A 19,274-nucleotide genomic window follows, 5' to 3' on the forward strand; every position below is an offset into this window, starting at 1 on the left:
GCGCCATGATCCTTGCACAAGGCGAGCATTCCCCTGAGCGACGGTTTTCGCTACCCTTCGGTCTTTGATCGGTACTGGTCATCTGCGCAGCTCGTTCGACTGTCCGCTTTCATCGTCGCAAACCCCGCTCCAGCGTCGCCTGTCACTCGGGTTGACCGGTTCATCCCGGACACACGCGACAGGGGCCGGGTCGACGTTGCAAGTCGTGCGATCATCGAATCCGCCGCACAAGCCAACAATGTACCGACCGCTCATCGCTTAGGAATGCTGCATGTCGTCCATCCCCACAGTTCGCGAACAATTCCTTGTCATCAGTGCCCTTGGCGCAAACCCAATGGAGCTGACCAACGTCCTGTGCCGCGCCAGTCATGAAAACCGTTGCTCGGTGGTCAGCTCGCGCCTCACCCGCCACGGCGAATGCAGTGCGTTGATCCTGCAGGTCACCGGCAGCTGGGACGCTCTGGCGCGCCTCGAGACCGGCCTGCCCAATCTGTCGAAAAAACACGCGTTCACCGTCAACGTCGTGCGCAGTGCATCGCTGGAAAGCCGTCCAGAAGCCCTGCCGTACGTGGCGTACGTCAGCTCGGCGTATCGCCCGGACATCATCAATGAACTCTGCCAGTTCTTCATCGACCATCACGTCGAGCTGGAAAACCTGATCTGCGACACTTATCAGGCGCCGCAGACCGGCGGCACGATGCTCAACGCGACGTTCACCGTGACATTGCCTGCCGGCACCCAGATCAGCTGGCTGCGCGACCAGTTCCTGGACTTCGCCGACGCACTCAATCTCGACGCGCTGATCGAACCATGGCGCCCGCAAGCCCCTATGTAAGGAAACCACAATGGCTGTAGAACTGGACAAACCCGTTGCCGACTTTCAGGTGCAGGCCACCAGCGATCAGGCCGTGAGCCTGTCTGCGTTGAAGGGTCAGCAAGTGGTGATTTATTTCTACCCGAAGGACAGCACGCCTGGCTGCACCACCGAAGGCCAGGGCTTCCGTGATGCGTACGCCGACTTCAAGGCGGCCAACACCGTGGTGTTTGGTGTGTCGCGCGACAGCCTGAAGTCTCACGAGAACTTCAAGGCCAAGCAGGAATTCCCGTTCGAGCTGATCTCGGACAAGGACGAATCCCTCTGCCAGCTGTTCGACGTGATCAAGCTGAAAAAGCTGTACGGCAAGGAATACCTGGGCGTTGATCGCAGCACCTTCCTGATCGACAAGGACGGTGTGCTGCGCAAGGAATGGCGTGGCGTGAAGGTCCCGGGGCATGTGACTGCGGTCCTGGAACAGGCTCAGGCACTCAATAACGCCTGAGTGGTCCTTCTGTAAGAGCGCGCTTGCTGTAGGAGCGCGCTTGCCCGCGAAGGGATGTAACAGGCGCCAGAGAATCTGTCCGCTCACCCATCATTCGCGGGCAAGCGCGCCTACAAAAACACACCGCGGAGCGCCATTTACAACAGCGGCGCCACCGTCGGTTCGTTACGCGGCCAAGCATCCAGCACGGCCTTGAACAGGGTCGCCAGCGGAATCGCGAAGAAGATCCCCCAGAATCCCCACAGCCCGCCAAACAGCAGCACCGCGCAGATGATCGCGACCGGGTGCAGGCTCACCGTCTGGGAGAACAGCAGTGGCACCAGCACGTTGCCGTCCAGCGTCTGGATAATGCCGTAGACCGCCATCAGGTAGATGAACTGGTCGCTCCACCCCCACTGAAACAGCGCGATAAACGCCACCGGCACCGTCACCACCACCGCGCCCACGTAGGGCACGACGACGGAAATCCCCACCAGCATCGCCAGCAACGCGGAATAATTGAGGCCCATCGTCACAAACGCGATGTAGGTCACCGCGCCACAGATGAAAATCTCGATGACCTTCCCACGGATGTAGTTTGCGATCTGCCGGTTCATTTCCTCGGCAACGCGCGTGATCAACGTACGCTCACGGGGCAGATAGCCTCTGAACCAGCGGCCAATCATCCGACGGTCCTTGAGGAAGAAGAACACCAGGATGGGCACCAGCACCAGGTAGATCATCATGTTGACCAGCAGCGGCAGGCTGGACAGCGAGAAGGTCAGCGCCCACTGACCGAACTTGCCGATCTCGCCACGGGCGGCCTCGATGGCCTGCAACACTTGCTCGTCAGACACCAGATGCGGATAGCGCTCAGGCAGCAGCAACAGCAGCGACTGCCATTTGGCGAGCATGCCTGGCAGTTCGTTGAACAAGGTGATCAATTGATGCCAAAGCAACGGCACGATCACCAGCAAAAACACCGCCAGCGCGCCCATGAACAAGGCGAACACCAGCCCGACGGCAGCCCCTTCAGGCATGCGCACACGCTCAAGCTGAACGACCATCCCCTGCATCAAAAACGCCAGCACCAGACCCGCAAGCACAGGTGCGAGCATGCCGCCCAGTGTCAGGACAATCGTGAACGCCAACACCAACAGCACCGCCAGCACCACCGCCTCTTCATCCGAGAAATAGCGTTGCATCCAGTCGCGAAGCACTTTGAACATCAATGAACCTTTGGGCCAAGGGGTAGAAGGCGGTGGTGTGGAAACGTCAGGCTTTGCGCAGCCAGTACCGATAAATGCCATCGGCGGCTTCTTCGTGTAACAGGGCATGGCCGGCCAGCTTGGCGAAGGTGCGGAAGTCACGCTGAGAACCCGCATCGGTGGCTGTCACCTTGAGCACCGCTCCGCTGGCCAGACGATTGAGTTCCATCTTGGCCTTTAGCAGCGGCAGCGGACAATTCAGGCCACTGGCATCCAGCTCGGCATCGCAAGTCGCAGGGTGCCCTACAGCGTCAGACATCGTTTCTCTCCAGGTAGACACATCCAATTGCACGGAAACGCTAAACAAAACGAGGAAGAACCTTCTTACACGCGTGCAAGAATACCCCACTCTGGTCAGCAAGCCATTGAGCCAGCTACAGTAACGACTTTCTGCCTCAGAGTTTCGTGCATGAATTTTTTGCGCCCCACACTGCTGACGCTCGCCTGCCTGATGGCAAGCCCGACTTTCGCGGACGACCTGCCATCGCTGGGCGATGCCAGCTCCTCCATCGTTTCGCCCCAGCAGGAGCACGACCTGGGCCGGGCCTGGCTCGGGTTGCTGCGGGCGCAGGTGTCTCAGCTTTCCGATCCGCAACTCAAGGACTTCGTCGAGACGTCGGTTTACCGCTTGGCCGAAACCAGCCAGGTACAGGACCGACGCCTTGAATTCATTCTGATCAACACGCCCGAAATCAACGCCTTCGCGGCGCCTGGCGGGATCATCGGGGTCAACGGCGGTCTTTTCCTGCACGCCGAAACCGAAGGCGAATACGCCGCAGTGCTCGCGCACGAACTGGCTCACTTATCGCAACGCCACTTTGCCCGTGGCGTTCAGGCGCAACAACGCATGCAGGTGCCTGTGATGGCGGCCATGCTCGCTGGCATTGTCATGGCCGCTGCGGGTGCGGGAGACGCCGGTATCGCCGCCATTGCCGGCACACAGGCCGCTGCGATTCAGGAACAGGCCCGCTTCTCCCGCCAGAACGAAGCGGAAGCCGACCGAATCGGTATCCTCAATCTGGAGAAAGCCGGTTACGACCCACGCAACATGCCTAACATGTTTGAGCAGTTGGCCCGTCAGTATCGCTACGACGCCAAGCCACCTGAGTTTCTCATGAGCCACCCGGTCACGGAGTCCCGTATCGCCGACACCCGCAACCGCGCCGAGCAGGCCAAACCGGGAGGCAAGGAAGACAGCCTTGGGTATCAGCTGATGCGCTCGCGGGTCGTGCTGATCTACGAGGAAACACCGGGCATGGCCGCCAAGCGCTTTCGCGCGCAGTTGGCAGAGAACCCGAAAAACGATGCAGCTCGCTATGGTCTGGCACTGGCGCAAACCAAAGCCGGTCAGCTGAACGAGTCCCGCGAAACGCTCAAACCGCTGCTGGACAAGGCGCCGGACAACATCACGTACAACCTGGCGGCGGTCAATCTGGACATTGCCAACAACCGTTTGCCCGACGCTCAGCAGCGGGTTGACCGGATGCTGAACCTGTACCCGGACAACTACCCGCTCAATCAGGCCAAGGTCGACGTCCTGTTGAAGCAGTCCAAGGCACCTGAAGCACTGAAATCGCTGGAAACGCTGCTTAAAAGCCGCCCGGATGACCCGGACATCTGGAATCAGGTGGCCGACACCCGCGGCCTCTCAGGCAACACCATCGGCCTGCATCAGGCGCGCGCGGAATATTTCGCCTTGATGGGGGATTTCAAGCAGGCCGTTCAACAGCTCGAGTTCGCCAAGCGACGCGCGAACAACAACTTCCAGCTGGCTTCGCGGATCGATGCGCGGCAGCAGGAAATCATCGCTCAGGAGCGGGCGGTGAAAGAGATGATGAATTGATCAAAAGCCTGATGCAGGAGCGCGCTTGCCCGCAATTGCAGAGTGCCTGAGCCGTTGTGGCGGCCGACACTCTGCTATCGCGGGCAGGCGTGCTCCTGCAGTTGTTGACTAGGCGTTACCTGAAAGCTTCAAGCGAGCGGCCTGCGTGAAGTCCAGCATCCGCTGCAGCGGTCGAACGGCCTGCGGGATGATCGCCGGATCGACGAAAATCTCATTCGTCCCTTCACGCAAGCACTGCAGCGTGCGCGCCAGCGTGTTCATCGCCATCCACGGGCAGTGCGCACAGCTGCGGCATGCCGCACCGTTACCGGCCGTGGGGGCTTCGATGAAAACCTTGCCGGGGCACAGCTGCTGCATCTTGTAGAAGATGCCGCGGTCGGTGGCGACGATAAACGTGGTGTTCGGCAGCGTCTGTGCCGCCTTGATCAACTGGCTGGTGGAGCCCACCGCGTCGGCCAGATCGATCACCGACTCCGGCGACTCCGGATGCACCAGGATCGCGGCGTCCGGGTACAGCGCCTTCATGTCTTCGAGCTGACGCGACTTGAATTCTTCGTGCACGATGCAGGCACCGTCCCACAACAGCATGTCAGCGCCGGTTTCCCGCTGAATGTAGCGGCCGAGGTGCTTGTCCGGCGCCCAGATGATTTTCTCACCGTTGTCCATCAGGCTCTCGACGATTTCCAGCGCACAGCTGGAGGTCACCACCCAGTCCGCACGGGCCTTCACGGCAGCCGAGGTGTTCGCGTAGACGACCACGGTGCGTTCGGGATGCTGATCGCAAAACGCGGTGAACTCGTCGACACCGCAACCCAGATCCAGCGAGCAGGTCGCCTCCAGGGTCGGCATGAGAATGCGTTTTTCAGGCGTCAGTATCTTTGCGGTTTCGCCCATGAAACGCACCCCGGCCACCAGCACGGTCTTCGCCGGATGGTTCTTGCCGAAACGTGCCATCTCAAGTGAATCCGCCACACAACCGCCCGTTTCTTCCGCCAGGGCCTGGATAACCGGGTCGCAGTAATAGTGGGCGACGAGCACGGCGTCTTGAGCCTTCAGCTCGGCAGCGATCAGGCGGCGGTACTCGGCTTCTTCTTCCGGTGTCAGTGGCTTGGGCTGCTTGGCGTCTAGGTGCGCCTGCACCAGAAGGCGTTCGGAAATCTGTGTCATGTTCGCAGGACCTGAATGCGCGTAAGCGCGAACGTCGAGTTTACACCTGAACAACAGGCAACAAATCAAGGCGGGAAACCCTCACGGTCATGAAGTTTCCGGCCTTGCACACGCCTTGTTGAGCGTGCGGCGAATAGTATTGGCGGCGCGCTTTCCTCCCGCATTGCAGTCGTTTGAGGACAGCAGCGGGAGGTCGCGCAAAGCGGCGGCGAATGTATCACGTAACCTGTTGAGCGATCACTTACCGACCGCCCTCTTCACCCCAGCCGCATCGACAGCTCGACGTCATCGGCGAACGGGATGGACATGTAGCCCTGCTCCGCAGCACGGACACGCGCCAGATACTCAGGCGCGTAGTCGGCGTTGTCAGCAACGATCAGCGCCCCAGGCTTCAGGCGGCTTTCCAGCAAGTTCAGGATCTCGGGATAGAGGGCCTTGGCGCCGTCGAGCAGGACCAGGTCGATGCTGTCGGGAAGGTCCTTGCCCAATGTCAGCAGGGCATCGCCCTCACGGATTTCCACAAGGTCCAGCAAGCCGCCAGCGATCAGATTGCTGCGGGCCTGCGCCACTTTTGACGACTCGAATTCACTGGTAATCAGCAGACCGCCGCCGTTGTCTCGCAGCGCTGCGGCCAAGTGCAACGTGGAAACCCCAAACGATGTGCCGAACTCGACGATGGTGCGTGCCTTGCAACTGCACGCCAGCATGTAAAGCAGCGCGCCTGTGTCGCGCGACACGCCGCCCTTTAAGCGGCTACGGGACCTGGTCCACACCTTCATCTGCTCCGAGTGCGAGGAAGCCGACATGCGAATCGCACTCGACGATGCAGCGCCGCTGTATCGGCATGCGCCCGAGGCACAGGAAGCCAAGGCGACCGGCGAGCGCGCCATACAACGTTTTATGGAGGAGGTCCTGCCCGAGGCACAGCAGACGACGAGAATCCAGGCAGCCGAGCTGATAAAGACAACGCTGAGCACCGTGGGCAAGGAGTTTTCCGAGCACCCTCGGACCTCCGCCGAGATCGAGAACTACTCGAACGCCATGGCCGACATGTTTTGCGCTTACCTTGAACGGCTCAGCATTGCCTGAGCGAATTCACTGAATCCAGGGCAAAAAAAAACCCGAGAATTCACACTTTCGTGGACCTCTCGGGTTTTGAAGATGGTGGGTCGTGTGGGATTCGAACCTACGACCAATTGGTTAAAAGCCAACTGCTCTACCAACTGAGCTAACGACCCGCTTCGTGGTGGCGCGTATATTACCGCTTTCTCTCAGTAATTCAACACCTTATTGCAAATAAAATTAAAAATAACGCGTTGGGTCCGTTACGCCCGCTGCCGAGAAGCCTTCTGCACGCAGTCGGCAGCTGTCACATTTCCCGCACGCACGGCCTTGATCGTCAGCCTGATAGCAGGAAACCGTCAGACCGTAATCGACGCCCAGACGCGTGCCCGCCTTGACGATGTCAGCCTTGCTGAGCATCTGCAGCGGCGCCTGAATCGTGAAGCCCTGCCCCTCCACACCGGCCTTGGTCGCCAGGTTCGCCATGCGCTCGAACGACTCGACGAACTCGGGGCGGCAGTCCGGATAACCCGAGTAATCAACGGCGTTCACACCGATAAAGATGTCACGCGCGCCCAGCACCTCAGCCCAACCCAGCGCCAGTGACAGAAACACGGTATTGCGCGCAGGCACGTAAGTGACGGGGATACCTTCACCTGGGGTTTCCGGCACGGCGATGCTGCTGTCAGTCAACGCCGAACCACCGATGCCATTCAGGTTGAGGCCAATCACCTTGTGCTCGACCACACCCAGATCTTTCGCCACGCGCTCGGCAGCCTGAAGCTCGGCACGATGGCGCTGGCCGTAATCGAAACTCATGGTGTAGCAGGCGAAACCGTCCGCTTTTGCCATGGCAACCACGGTCGCGGAATCCAGACCACCCGACAGCAGGATTACCGCTCGTTTCTCAGTCATCGTTTGTTCACTCATGTCAGCGCCCCGGCTCGTCGTCCCAGAGAATTTTATGCAGCTGCAACTGCAGCCGCACCGGCAGATTGTCAGCAACGATCCAGTCAGCCAGATCCCTGACATTCAGATCGCGGTGCACGGGAGAAAACAGCACCTCGCCCGCGCGGCGATCAAGCCCGTACTGGATGATCTTCGAGACCGCCCAGTCGTAGTCTTCCCGCGAACAGATCACGAACTTGACCTGGTCGTTAGCGGTCAGCAGGTCGATATTTTCATACCGGTTGCGAGTGACTTCTTTAGAGCCCGGCGTCTTCAGGTCCACCACACGACTGACGCGCGGATCGACCTTCGAGATGTCCAGCGCCCCGCTGGTTTCCAGCGAGACCTCATACCCGGCATCACACAGGCGCTTGAGCAGCGGGATCGCGTTTGGCTGAGCCAAAGGTTCTCCGCCCGTCACGCAGACATAGCGGGGACGATAGCCGGCAACCTGCTCCATGAGCGAATCGAGGGTCTGAAGGGTGCCGCCCGTGAAGGCGTATTCGCTGTCGCAGTAACCACAGCGCAGAGGGCAGCCGGTGAGACGCACAAATACGGTAGGCAGGCCTGCCGTGCGCGTTTCACCCTGCAAAGAGTAGAAAACTTCGGTGATGCGTAATGTGTCTTGCATAGGGGCCACGGGCGTAACGGCTAAACAGGCCATCCGCCTCCGTCAGGCACTTCCGTACACCCTGCACTCGCAGAATCCACAGAAGCGTAATCAATACCGGAATTTCGGGTGCGAGATTCTAACGAAAAAAGCCGCGCAACGCGCGGCTTTCTTGAATCGGTGGTCAAACTAGCGGGTCATCACAGACGCTGAAGGTCGCGCTGAGCCAGTTGTGCCGCCGACGTACCAGGGTACTGGGCGACGACTTGCTGCAGAATGCCTTTGACCTTGTCGGTATGACCGAGACGACGCTCGACATCCGCCAGCTTATAGAGAGAGTCAGGCACCTTGGCATGCTTGGGGTACAACTGGCTCACTTTGGCAAACGCCTGACCAGCACCTTGAAGGTCGCCTTTGGCCAGATTCACTTCGCCCAACCAGTACTGGGCATTGCCTGCGTACTGGCTGTTCGGGTACTTGCGCAAGAACGCTGAGAACGCCTGGCTGGCCTTGTCGAAATCCTTGGCCTTGATCAAGTCGAAAGCAGCGTCGTAATAGAGCTTCTCTTTCGCCGGATCACCGGGTTCGCTGCTGGTTTGCGGTGCCTGACCGGCGGCTGCGCCGGCGGCAGGTGCTACGGGTGTTCCGCCGGCATTGACGCCGCCGTCGGAAGCAGAATTGTTGGCAGCGGGTGCAGCGGGTGCGCCGCCAGCTCCGATGCGGGAATCGAGGTCCTTGTAACGATCCAGCGCTTCTTGCTTCATTTGCTGGATATCGTTCTGCTGGACTTCGACAATTCCGCGCAAGCGCGAAATTTCGTCCTGCATTTGTTGCAACTGCATGAACAGCTGACCTTGCGCCGAAGGTTGGGTCGTAACCCCACCTCCGGCGTAGGCGCCCGCCGTACCATAACCCGATGGCGGATAACTGCTGCCAGCGGAGCCAGAGTTGTCATCGACCACAGGAACCGCACCCATCGCTGCAAGAGGAAGGGTGAGAGCCAAAACGGTTAAAGCACGGCGGCACGTTCGCATGTCAAATTACTTACGCAGTTCGACGCGACGGTTTTGAGCCCAGGATTGCTCGTCGTTGCCGGTAGCAACTGGACGCTCTTCACCGTAGGAAACCAGTTCCAGCTGAGCTGGCGAAACGCCTTGCAGAACCAGGTAGCGTTGAACGGCTTTCGCACGACGCTCGCCCAGTGCCAGGTTGTATTCGCGAGTACCGCGTTCGTCGGTGTTACCTTCCAGAACAACGCGAGCGCCGTTAGCTTTCAGGTCCTTGGCGTGAACGTCCAGAGCGCGCATGGCCTCTGGTTTCAGGTCAGAACTGTCGTATTCGAAGTAGAAAGTGGTGATTGCGCGCAGAGCAGCTTCTTCGCTCAGGGAGCCATCAACGGCACCAGTGTTTGCGCCATAACCAGCGTTTGGATCTACAGCAGCGCCTTGACCGGCATTGTCGCCGCCTTTGGACGAGCAACCTACAGCTACAGCCATGGCCAGAGCCAGCGCAGCAAATTTACCAAACTTCAGCATTTCCATCGTGAAACTCCTAATGAACCCCAGTGTGTTAAGTAAAACGTAAAGCGCCGCGTCAGTTCAGGTAAGGGGACCAGGAAGGTTCTCTGACTTCGCCTTGAGCGGTAGGAAGCGGGAGCCTTACGCGTCCATTAATGGACACGAGCATCAAGACTCCCCGGCCCTGCTGGCGGGTGGCGTAGATTACCATGGTGCCGTTGGGCGCAACAGTAGGCGACTCATCAAGGTTGCTATCTGTAAGGATTTTTACGCTACCGCGCTGCAAATCCTGAGCCGCTACCTTGAAGTTTGTGAAGCCATCTTGACGATGGATCATGACCAGAGTCTTTTCATCAGCCGACAACTTAGGGTTGGCGTTGTAGTTACCAATGAAAGTGACTCGTTCAGCGCCGCCACCATTAATGCTCGTTTTATAGATCTGTGGTTTACCACCACGATCCGAAGTGAAATAAATGGTCGAGCCATCTTTACCGAAAAAAGGTTCCGTATCGATGGACGAATCATTAGTGACTCGCGAGAGCTGACGCGAAGCCAGGTTCATCACATAAATTTCCGGGTTGCCGTCTTTGGACAGAACCATCGCCAGCTTGCTGCCGTCCGGGGACCACGCAGGCGCGCCGTTCAGGCCTTCGAAGTTGGTGATCTGCTCGCGACGACCGGTGTCGATGTGCTGAACGAAGATGCGCGGACGCTTCTGCTCGAACGACACGTACGCGATACGCTTGCCATCCGGCGCGAAGCGCGGCGAAAGGATCGGCTCGCGGGACTGCAACAGGGTCACTGCGCGCGCACCGTCGTAGTCCGAACGCTGCAAGGTGTAACGCGTGTTATTGGCCGCGAAACGCTCAGCGGTGACATAAAGGATACGCGTGGAAAACGCACCCTTGATGCCGGTGAGTTTCTCGAACGACTGGTCGGCAATATAGTGCGCCATGTCGCGCAGCTGGTCGGTGGTACCCGACACGTTACCGGTCAGCACTTGCTGCTCGGTCGCCACGTTGAACAGTGCGTACTGAACCTGCAGACGACCACCCGCCGGCGAGATGCTGCCGACCATGACGTACTGGGCACCCAGCGCTTTCCAGTCGCGGAAGATGACTTCGCTGGCCTGGCTAGGCTGGCTGATCATGTTTTCCTTTGGAATAGGCGAGTAATAGCCCGAGTTCAGCATGTCATTGCTGATGATCGAAGCCATGTCTTCTGGCAATACGCTGCCACCCTGCAGGCCAAACGGCACGATGGCGATCGGCGTGGCGCGGTCACTGCCGCTGGTGACCAGAATGTTCTTTTCGTCGGCAGCGGCGAAACCCGCTGCGCAACAAAGAACGACAAGCAATCCTCGAAGAAGGTTAATCACAAGGCTAGGTCCTCAGGTGTGAATGTCATCTTGAATGAACGGTAAGGTGCGAAATCCGAAGGTTTCATACCCTGCATCTCTGTCAAACGACCAATATTCTTGACCGCTGCTACTGCCGAACTGTCGAAAGGACCATCGCCACTGGACTTGGCCACGGTCACCGAAGAAACCGTACCGTCCGGCAACATGCCGATCTGCAACACGACTGTCATGCCTTTGCGCGCGGACGGTGGGCGTGCCCAACCTTCTGCAGCCCGCGAGCGAATCAAGTCATCGAAGCTGCCAGCCACTTCGTCACCCTTTTCATCGGCCAGCGCCTGTTGGCGTTCCGGCTTGTCGGAAAGCAAGTCGGCCAATGCCTGCGCCTTCTTCTCTTCCGCCGATTTACGGGCAGCATCCTGGGCTTTCTTCTTCGCGTCGTCAGCAGCCTTTTTCTTGGCATCCTCAGACGCTTTTTTCTTCGCGTCCTCAGCGGCCTTTTTCTTCGCGTCTTCAGCAGCCTGCTTCTTCGCGTCCTCGGCAGCCTGTTTCTTGGCTTCTTCGGCGGCCGCGCGTTTGGCGTCTTCCTCGGCTTTCTTCTTCGCGTCGTCTTCGGCTTTCTTCTTGGCTATATCAGCCAATTGTTTCTCTTCTGCGGCTTTCTTCGCGTCGTCCGCTTTTTTGGCCTCGGCTTTCTTCGCATCGTCGGCCTTCTTGGCCTCTTCTGCTTTCTTCGCTTCCTCGGCCTTTTGCTCTTCGGCTTTTTGAGCGGCATCGGCTTTCTTTTGTTCCGCCGCCTTTATCGCCTCTTGTTCAACTTTTTTCTGCTCCATCTGCTCGACTTCTGTCTGTCGCGCAGCGGATTTCTTTGCCTCGCCAGCAAGCTTCTGGTTGGTCTGGGTCGTCGCCTGACTTTTCGACTTCAACTGATAGAGCGTGGCCTGAACGATCGGCTTCGACTCAGGCAGCTCCGGCGTCATCGCAAAGCTGACGAACAACAGACCAAAAATCAGGACGTGCAGTGCCACAGCCCAGACTGAGGGCCAGAAGTAGCTTTCCGAGGCTGACGGCTCTCGAATCGGCTGCATCAGGGCGCCTCGGTAATCAGACCAACGTTCCCGACTCCGGCCTTCTGCAACCCGCCCATCGTGCCCATTACAGCACCGTAATCGACGGTTTTGTCGCCACGAATGAAGACCTGGGTCTGCTTGCCGGCTTCACGACCTGCGGCGATGATCTTGGTCACGGCGCTGGTCAGCTGTGGCAAGGTCATGGCCTTGTCCATCTGTTTGTCGGTATCGACTTCGCTGCCAAGGTTCCAGTAGTAGGTCTTGTCAGCCTTGATCGAAATGGTCAGGACCTGATTGTTGTTGTCCTGCGGCAAGGCCTCGCTGGAGACCTTGGGCAGATCGACTTTCACGCCCTGGTTAATCATTGGAGCCGTCACCATGAAGATGACGAGCAGCACCAGCATCACGTCGATGTAAGGCACCACGTTCATTTCGGCGACCGGCTTGCGTTTGCTGCGTCGGCCGCGAGCGATTAAAGCCATTGGGAAATACCTGCTTAGTCTTCGCTGGTGTGCACTTTACGGTGCAGGATGGCCTGGAATTCGTCGGCGAATGTGTAGTAACGGCCGATCAGGTTCTCGCCGCGGGCGGCGAAACGGTTGTAGGCGATTACTGCAGGGATTGCGGCGAACAGACCGATGGCGGTCGCGATCAGTGCTTCAGCGATACCCGGTGCGACGGTGGCCAGTGTGGCCTGTTGCGCAGTGGCCAGACCACGGAAGGAGTTCATGATCCCCCAGACGGTGCCGAACAGGCCGACATACGGGCTGGTGGAACCGACGGTGGCCAGGAACGGCAAGCTTTGCTCCAGCTTCTCTTCTTCACGGGAGATGGCGACGCGCATGGCACGTGCAACGCCTTCCATCACGGCGTCCGGATCAACGCCCGGCTGCTGACGCAGACGCGAGAACTCTTTGAAGCCTGCGCGAAAAATCTGCTCCACGCCCGAATCAGGGTCTGGGTTGCTGCCCGCCTGACGGTACAGCTTGGACAGGTCGATGCCCGACCAGAAGCGCTCTTCGAAGCTGTCCAGCGCACGGCGCCCGGCACGCAGCATGGCGCTGCGCTGAAAAATCATGATCCACGAAGTGACCGATGCGGCCACCAGGATCAGCATTACCAACTGTACGACCACGCTGGCATTGCTGACCAAACTCCACATGGAGGAATGGTCGACGACGTTAGCTTCCACGCTGTATCTCCTGCTCTGAATGTGTACCCGCGCCGCTCTGGCCGGCAAAGGCCGCGCGCAGAGTTTCGGGAATGGCCCGGGGTTTCAAACTATCGGCGCGCACACACGCCACCAAAAACTGCCCTTCGCAGAGCAGTACATCATCCGCGGCCCGCCTGACCTGTTGCAGAAAGCGCAGGCTGGCACGGTTCAATTCGGTTACTTCGGCGCTGACCAGCAGCTCATCGTCCAGGCGCGCCGGCGAGTGATACCGCGCCTCGCTCGAATGCACGACAAACAACAGGTTCTCGTCACCGGCCATTGCGGATTGAGCGAAGCCCAACTCCCGCAGCCGCTCGGTCCGAGCCCGCTCCATGAATTTCAGGTAATTGACGTAGTAGACGATGCCGCCGGCATCGGTGTCCTCGTAATAAACGCGACAGCGATGTGCGAACGACTGAGCCCCGTTTTGCGCGCGCATACTCTAGTGCTTACTCCTCAGGTTGCCAATCCGGCCAGGCAACTGTTTTTCATCGAATTTCACTGTCAGGCGGCCATCACATTGCCGTGACTGCCCGTCTGACCATCAAACGCCCGAATAAATCGGTCGCTGCTGCTTTTATTCATCAGCATCGCCGACCGGTTCATCCGGAATCGACCGCTCGCCCATCCGGGACGGGATGTTCAAACCGAAGTGCAGATACGCGTGCCGCGTGACCATGCGCCCCCGAGGTGTGCGCATCATATAGCCTTGCTGGATCAAATAGGGTTCCAGTACGTCCTCGATCGTATGGCGCTCCTCGCTGATCGCCGCTGCGAGGTTGTCTACGCCGACCGGACCGCCATCGAACTTCTCGATCATGGTCAACAGCAAGCGCCGGTCCTGATGATCGAAACCACGCTCATCGACATCCAGCAGGTTCAACGCCAGGTCGGCGATGGCCTTGGTGATCTGCCCCTGGGCTCGCACCTCGGCGAAATCCCGGACCCGCCGCAACAGGCGGTTGGCAATACGAGGCGTCCCTCGGGCGCGGCGAGCGATCTCGAAGGCGCCTTCGTCTTCGATATGCAGGCCAAGAATACCGGCTGACCGCGACACGATCGTGGCAAGGTCCGCGGTGCTATAGAACTCAAGACGCTGGACAATACCAAAGCGGTCACGCAGCGGGTTGGTGAGCATACCGGCACGGGTGGTTGCGCCCACCAGCGTAAACGGAGGCAGATCGAGCTTGATGGAGCGCGCCGCCGGGCCTTCACCGATCATGATGTCGAGCTGGAAGTCCTCCATGGCCGGGTACAGGACCTCTTCGACGATGGGCGACAGACGGTGGATTTCGTCGATGAACAGCACATCGTGGGGCTCCAGGTTGGTCAGGATCGCCGCCAGATCCCCCGGCCTTTCGAGCACAGGTCCCGAGGTGCTCTTGATCGAAACCGACATTTCCTGGGCAATGATGTTGGCCAGCGTGGTTTTACCCAGCCCTGGCGGGCCGAAGATCAGCGTGTGATCGAGCGCTTCGTTGCGACCGCGAGCCGCCTGAATGAAAAGCTCCATCTGTTCGCGAACCGTCGGCTGACCGATGTAATCGGCGAGACTCAACGGCCGGATGGCACGATCCAGTTGTTCGTCTCGGTCGCGGCCAGTGGCGGCGATCAGCCGGTCTGCTTCGATCACTTACATCATCCCCTTGAGTGCGCGGCGAATCAGGTCTTCACTGCTTAGATTCTTGTCTTTGATGGCGGTTATCGCCTTACTCGCTTCCTGCGGCTTGTAGCCAAGCGAAACCAAAGCACTGATGGCATCCGACTCGGCAGTTGCAACCTGAACAGGCGCGCCCGGCCCTTCGGACACCAGCGCAAACGTACCCGGTAACGCATCCCACGCCTTGAAGCGGTCTTTCAGTTCGACCAGCAGGCGCTCGGCCGTCTTCTTGCCGACGCCGGGCACCCGCGTCAGGGCGGAGGTGTCTTGCGCCTGAACACAGCGGACCAACTCATCGACCTCCAGCGTGGACATCAATGCCAGCGCAAGTTTGGGCCCGACGCCGTTGAGACGGATCAGCTCACGAAACATTTCGCGATCGGGCTTCTCGTAAAAGCCGAACAGCAAGTGCGCGTCTTCACGAACCACCAGATGGGTGTGCAACGTCACCGTCTCGCCCAGATGGGGCAAGCGATACAGCGTGGTCATGGGGACTTCGATCTCATAGCCCACACCATTCACATCCAGCACCAGGTGCGGCGGTTGCTTCTCGACCAACGCACCACGTAAACGTCCAATCACGTATCAGATCCTTTCCAGTAGCCCGTCGCTGCGATGGACCGGGCTGAACCCTGGTCGCCATGGTTGCAGGACTCACACGAGCTGCAAGTGAAAATTTATAAGCGGATGATGCTATCAGAGACGCAGGCGACCACCACGACTGCGCGCCGTATTCAGACCATGAGGGATCAGGCTGGAGCGCGTATGAGCATGGCACAACGCAATTGCCAATGCGTCCGAGGCGTCAATCTGCGGTTTTTGTGTGAGTTTGAGCAAATGCATGACCATCATCATGACTTGATCCTTGGTCGCCCCGCCCGTACCGGCGACCGCCTGTTTGACCTGCGTGGCGGTGTACTCGGCAATCTCCAGCCCCTCCTCGGCCCCGGCGACAATGGCAGCGCCCCGCGCCTGACCGAGTTTGAGTGCCGAATCGGCGTTGCGAGCCATGAACACCTTCTCAATGCCCATGGTCACCGGTCCGTACGTCTGAATCACCTCACGCACTCCGCGATAAACGATCTGCAACCGCTCATGCAACAAACCACTGCCGGTGCGGATACAACCTGAAGCCACGTATTCGCAGCCGCGCCCAGTGTCACGTACCACGCCGTAGCCGGTGATTCGCGAACCGGGGTCGATACCTAGAATAAGAGTCATAACGCCTGCAGCTTGAGAAGTGATGCGCACAATTGCACGCAGCATAAAGGCAGAAGCCGGAGGCCGATAGCGATGATCGAATCAGCGCTTCGTGCCTCCGGCCTCAGGTCCAGACAAGGGTTGTGATCAGCCAAGCTGCTCCATCACCTCATCCGGAATGTCTGCGTTGGAATAAACGTTTTGCACGTCATCCAGGTCCTCGAGCATGTCGATCAGCTTGAGCACCTTTTCCGCCATTTCAAGATCCAGCACCGCACTGGTCGTCGGCTGCATCACGATTTCCGCGTCAGCGGCCTTGAAACCCGCCGCTTCCAGCGCGTTTCGCACAGCGTAGAAACCGGCGAACGAGGTGAATACGTCAATCGAACCGTCTTCATGGGTCACAACGTCGTCGGCATCGGCTTCCATTGCCGCTTCCATCAACGCATCCTCATCGACGCCCGGCGCAAATGAAATCTGGCCTTTACGTTCGAACAGATACGACACCGAGCCGTCAGTGCCCAGATTGCCGCCGCACTTGCTGAAGGCGTGACGCACAGCCGCCGCCGTACGGTTGCGGTTATCGGTCATGGTTTCAACCATGACCGCCACACCGCCCGGGCCATAGCCTTCATAACCCAGCTCAACCATATCGTCGGCATCGGCGGCGCCTGCGCCCCGAGCGATAGCCCGGTCGATGATGTCGCGGCTCATGTTGGCGCCCAGCGCCTTGTCTTGAGCCAGACGCAAGCGCGGGTTAGAAGCCGGATCGCCACCACCCTGACGGGCCGCAACCGTCAGTTCACGAATCCACTTGGTGAAAATCTTGCCTTTCTTGGCATCCTGACGCTCTTTGCGGTGCTTGATGTTCGCCCACTTGGAATGACCAGCCATAACACGCTCCAAACCTTGAAACACACACGTCCTCAATCCGATCACTCGAACGAGGACGCTTTACTCGAATCTTGCCCTCTCGGGCCGGGAACCGGAGCGAATCGTCGAAACGACTCGCCCCGCTCCGTCGTTACTCAGCCTTCGGCGTTTCGCGCAGGCGGATGTGCAATTCACGCAGCTGCTTGGCGTCGACCAGGCCAGGCGCCTGAGTCATGACGTCGGCGGCACTCTGGGTTTTCGGGAAGGCGATGACTTCACGAATCGACTGAGCGCCGGTCATCAGCATGACCAGACGGTCCAGACCGAACGCCAGACCACCGTGCGGTGGTGCACCGTATTTCAGCGCGTCGAGCAGGAAGCCGAACTTCTCTTGCTGTTCGTCTTCGGCAATACCCAGCAGACGGAAGACCGCTTGCTGCATTTCCTTGCGATGAATACGGATCGAACCGCCACCCAGTTCGGTACCGTTCAATACCATGTCGTAGGCACGGGACAGTGCGGTCGAAGGGTTGGCTGCCAGTTCTTCCGGCGAGCACTTGGGCGCAGTGAACGGGTGGTGCAGCGCCGTGAAGCTGCCGTCGTCGTTCTCTTCGAACATCGGGAAGTCAACGACCCACATCGGCGCCCACTCACAGGTGAGCAGGTTGAGGTCGTGACCCAGCTTGATACGCAAGGCACCCAGCGCTTCGCTGACGACTTTGAACTTGTCGGCACCGAAGAACACGATGTCGCCGTCAACCGCACCGACGCGATCCAGGATCACGTTCAGATTGGCTTCCGGGATGTTCTTGACGATTGGCGACTGCAGGCCTTCGACGCCCTTGGCGCGCTCGTTGACCTTGATGTAGGCCAGACCCTTCGCACCGTAGATGCCGACGAACTTGGTGTAATCGTCGATCTTGCTGCGCGGCATATTCGCACCGCCCGGGACACGCAGGGCGGTCACACGGCATTTCGGATCATTGGCCGGGCCGCTGAAAACCTTGAATTCGACGTCCTTGAGCTGATCGGCAACGTCCACCAGCTCCAGCGGGTTACGCAGGTCAGGCTTGTCGGAGCCGTAGCGGCGCATGGCTTCTTCGAAGGTCATGTGCGGGAAATCGCCGAATTCCAGATCCAGCACTTCCTTGAACAGCTTGCGAATCATGCTCTCGGTGAGACCCATGATGTCAGCTTCATTGAGGAAGCTGGTCTCGATGTCGATCTGAGTGAACTCAGGCTGACGGTCGGCACGCAGGTCTTCGTCGCGGAAGCATTTGGCGATCTGGTAGTAACGGTCGAAGCCCGCGACCATCAACAGTTGCTTGAACAGCTGAGGCGATTGCGGCAAGGCAAAGAAGCTGCCGGCGTGGGTACGGCTCGGGACCAGGTAATCGCGGGCACCCTCGGGGGTGGCGCGAGTCAGGATTGGCGTCTCGACGTCGAGGAACCCGTTACCGTCCAGGAAGCCACGGATGCTGGACGTGATGCGCGAGCGCAGACGCAGCTTCTCGGCCATCTCGGGACGACGCAGGTCAATGAAGCGATAACGCAGGCGGGTTTCTTCGCCGACGTCCGAGTATTCATTGAGCGGGAACGGTGGCGTCTCTGATTCGTTCAGGACTTCCAGCTCGTAACCCAGCACTTCGATGGCACCGGAGGCCATGTTCGGGTTGACCGCACCGGCGGGACGCGCACGGACCTTGCCGGTCAACTTGACCACGTACTCGCTGCGAACACGGTCGGCGATTGCAAAGGTGTCAGCACGATCCGGATCGAAGACCACTTGAGCCAAACCTTCACGATCGCGTATGTCGAGGAAAATCACACCCCCGTGGTCGCGACGGCGGTGGACCCATCCGCAAAGGGTAATTTCCTGACCTTCCAGGCTTTCGTTCAGTTGGCCGCAATAATGGCTGCGCATCATGATCGTGTGTTCACTTCTCGTAATTCGAATTCGGTGGAGCTCTCGCCCGTCGCCAGTGCGCAATGGTGCAGGAGCCTTGGCATGCAGTTCAACCCGACGGTCAGTCCCTGCCTTCCATAGTAAGGCGGGGGATTATATAGGGTTAATCAAGGCTGTGCAGCCGCGTCGGGCGATACGCGTAAAGAAGTCACCCGGCACGAACGTGTCTCGCTGCCGGGTAACCGTTACCGAAGGCGGGCCCGCCGAGGGCGCACCCGCAAA

The 19,274-nt window shown here is 59.1% G+C and carries 21 protein-coding genes, 1 tRNA gene and 1 pseudogene; 4 read left to right on the plus strand and 19 right to left on the minus strand.

All coding sequences use genetic code 11. The features are described from left to right. Nucleotides 1–271: 271 nt before the first annotated feature. The gene (locus tag BLS87_RS11715; protein WP_074752655.1) at nt 272–835 is read left to right on the plus strand and encodes a glycine cleavage system transcriptional repressor; all 564 of its coding nucleotides are present in this window, start codon (nt 272–274) and stop codon (nt 833–835) included. 10 nt (nt 836–845) lie between these two features. Continuing rightward, nucleotides 846–1,319: a peroxiredoxin gene (locus tag BLS87_RS11720; protein ID WP_074752656.1), complete on the plus strand. Its 474-nt coding sequence runs from the start codon at nt 846–848 to the stop codon at nt 1,317–1,319. A gap of 137 nt (nt 1,320–1,456) precedes the next feature. Here BLS87_RS11720 and BLS87_RS11725 read toward each other — a convergent pair whose 3' ends face one another. Continuing rightward, on the minus strand, nt 1,457–2,527 hold the full coding sequence (locus BLS87_RS11725; RefSeq protein ID WP_074752657.1) for an AI-2E family transporter: 1,071 nt from the start codon (nt 2,525–2,527) through the stop codon (nt 1,457–1,459). A gap of 46 nt (nt 2,528–2,573) precedes the next feature. Continuing rightward, nucleotides 2,574–2,825, minus strand: a complete 252-nt coding sequence (locus BLS87_RS11730; protein ID WP_074752658.1) for a sulfurtransferase TusA family protein — start codon at nt 2,823–2,825, stop codon at nt 2,574–2,576. 150 nt (nt 2,826–2,975) lie between these two features. Here BLS87_RS11730 and BLS87_RS11735 point away from each other — a divergent pair, with 150 nt between their 5' ends. Next, complete coding sequence (locus tag BLS87_RS11735; protein WP_074752659.1) at nt 2,976–4,409, plus strand: M48 family metalloprotease; 1,434 nt, start codon at nt 2,976–2,978, stop codon at nt 4,407–4,409. Between the two features lie 108 nt (nt 4,410–4,517). On the opposite strand, the gene nadA is transcribed toward BLS87_RS11735, so the two are convergent. Together nadA and BLS87_RS11745 are read right to left on the minus strand one after the other, a co-directional pair. Further along, nucleotides 4,518–5,576: a quinolinate synthase NadA gene (nadA, locus tag BLS87_RS11740; RefSeq protein ID WP_074752660.1), complete on the minus strand. Its 1,059-nt coding sequence runs from the start codon at nt 5,574–5,576 to the stop codon at nt 4,518–4,520. 257 nt (nt 5,577–5,833) lie between these two features. Further along, nucleotides 5,834–6,319, minus strand: a pseudogene (locus BLS87_RS11745) (O-methyltransferase); the annotation flags it as partial. On the opposite strand from BLS87_RS11745, the gene BLS87_RS11750 reads away from it, so the two are divergent. Further along, the gene (locus tag BLS87_RS11750; RefSeq protein WP_244165829.1) at nt 6,300–6,665 is read left to right on the plus strand and encodes a hypothetical protein; all 366 of its coding nucleotides are present in this window, start codon (nt 6,300–6,302) and stop codon (nt 6,663–6,665) included. The pseudogene BLS87_RS11745 and the gene BLS87_RS11750 overlap by 20 nt on opposite strands. A 73-nt stretch (nt 6,666–6,738) precedes the next feature. Here BLS87_RS11750 and BLS87_RS11755 read toward each other — a convergent pair. The 15 genes from BLS87_RS11755 to aspS form a co-directional block, all read right to left on the minus strand. Then, nucleotides 6,739–6,814 (minus strand) — tRNA-Lys (locus BLS87_RS11755). Nucleotides 6,815–6,878: 64 nt separating this feature from the next. Then, nucleotides 6,879–7,553 carry a 7-cyano-7-deazaguanine synthase QueC gene (gene queC, locus BLS87_RS11760; protein ID WP_167362056.1) on the minus strand — a complete coding sequence of 225 codons (675 nt, stop codon included), beginning with the start codon at nt 7,551–7,553 and terminating at the stop codon, nt 6,879–6,881. 16 nt (nt 7,554–7,569) lie between these two features. Next, the gene (queE, locus tag BLS87_RS11765) at nt 7,570–8,217 is read right to left on the minus strand and encodes a 7-carboxy-7-deazaguanine synthase QueE (RefSeq protein ID WP_074752664.1); all 648 of its coding nucleotides are present in this window, start codon (nt 8,215–8,217) and stop codon (nt 7,570–7,572) included. Between the two features lie 179 nt (nt 8,218–8,396). Beyond that, entirely contained in the window at nt 8,397–9,230 is an 834-nt protein-coding gene (gene ybgF, locus BLS87_RS11770) for a tol-pal system protein YbgF (protein WP_074752665.1), read from the minus strand. 6 nt (nt 9,231–9,236) lie between these two features. Further along, nucleotides 9,237–9,737, minus strand: coding sequence for a peptidoglycan-associated lipoprotein Pal (gene pal / locus BLS87_RS11775; protein WP_074752666.1), 501 nt, complete (start codon nt 9,735–9,737; stop codon nt 9,237–9,239). Nucleotides 9,738–9,789: 52 nt separating this feature from the next. Then, on the minus strand, nt 9,790–11,091 hold the full coding sequence (tolB, locus tag BLS87_RS11780) for a Tol-Pal system beta propeller repeat protein TolB (RefSeq protein WP_074752667.1): 1,302 nt from the start codon (nt 11,089–11,091) through the stop codon (nt 9,790–9,792). Continuing rightward, on the minus strand, nt 11,088–12,158 hold the full coding sequence (tolA, locus tag BLS87_RS11785) for a cell envelope integrity protein TolA (protein ID WP_074752668.1): 1,071 nt from the start codon (nt 12,156–12,158) through the stop codon (nt 11,088–11,090). The genes tolB and tolA overlap by 4 nt, the downstream gene beginning before the upstream one ends. Continuing rightward, nucleotides 12,158–12,622 carry a protein TolR gene (gene tolR / locus BLS87_RS11790; protein WP_062382730.1) on the minus strand — a complete coding sequence of 155 codons (465 nt, stop codon included), beginning with the start codon at nt 12,620–12,622 and terminating at the stop codon, nt 12,158–12,160. The genes tolA and tolR overlap by 1 nt, the downstream gene beginning before the upstream one ends. A 14-nt stretch (nt 12,623–12,636) precedes the next feature. Next, complete coding sequence (gene tolQ, locus BLS87_RS11795) at nt 12,637–13,332, minus strand: protein TolQ (protein ID WP_074752669.1); 696 nt, start codon at nt 13,330–13,332, stop codon at nt 12,637–12,639. Next, nucleotides 13,322–13,792 (minus strand): tol-pal system-associated acyl-CoA thioesterase, encoded by a 471-nt coding sequence (ybgC, locus tag BLS87_RS11800; protein WP_074752670.1) that lies wholly within the window; start codon nt 13,790–13,792, stop codon nt 13,322–13,324. The genes tolQ and ybgC overlap by 11 nt, the downstream gene beginning before the upstream one ends. A gap of 138 nt (nt 13,793–13,930) precedes the next feature. Continuing rightward, on the minus strand, nt 13,931–14,986 hold the full coding sequence (gene ruvB / locus BLS87_RS11805) for a Holliday junction branch migration DNA helicase RuvB (RefSeq protein WP_074752671.1): 1,056 nt from the start codon (nt 14,984–14,986) through the stop codon (nt 13,931–13,933). Beyond that, on the minus strand, nt 14,987–15,595 hold the full coding sequence (gene ruvA / locus BLS87_RS11810; protein ID WP_074752672.1) for a Holliday junction branch migration protein RuvA: 609 nt from the start codon (nt 15,593–15,595) through the stop codon (nt 14,987–14,989). A gap of 114 nt (nt 15,596–15,709) precedes the next feature. Further along, complete coding sequence (gene ruvC / locus BLS87_RS11815) at nt 15,710–16,234, minus strand: crossover junction endodeoxyribonuclease RuvC (RefSeq protein WP_074752867.1); 525 nt, start codon at nt 16,232–16,234, stop codon at nt 15,710–15,712. 126 nt (nt 16,235–16,360) lie between these two features. Then, entirely contained in the window at nt 16,361–17,107 is a 747-nt protein-coding gene (locus tag BLS87_RS11820; protein ID WP_074752673.1) for a YebC/PmpR family DNA-binding transcriptional regulator, read from the minus strand. Nucleotides 17,108–17,237: 130 nt separating this feature from the next. Beyond that, nucleotides 17,238–19,013, minus strand: a complete 1,776-nt coding sequence (gene aspS / locus BLS87_RS11825; RefSeq protein WP_074752674.1) for an aspartate--tRNA ligase — start codon at nt 19,011–19,013, stop codon at nt 17,238–17,240. Between the last annotated feature and the right edge of the window lie 261 nt (nt 19,014–19,274).

This window comes from Pseudomonas abietaniphila (genome assembly GCF_900100795.1).
Lineage (GTDB): Bacteria > Pseudomonadota > Gammaproteobacteria > Pseudomonadales > Pseudomonadaceae > Aquipseudomonas > Aquipseudomonas abietaniphila.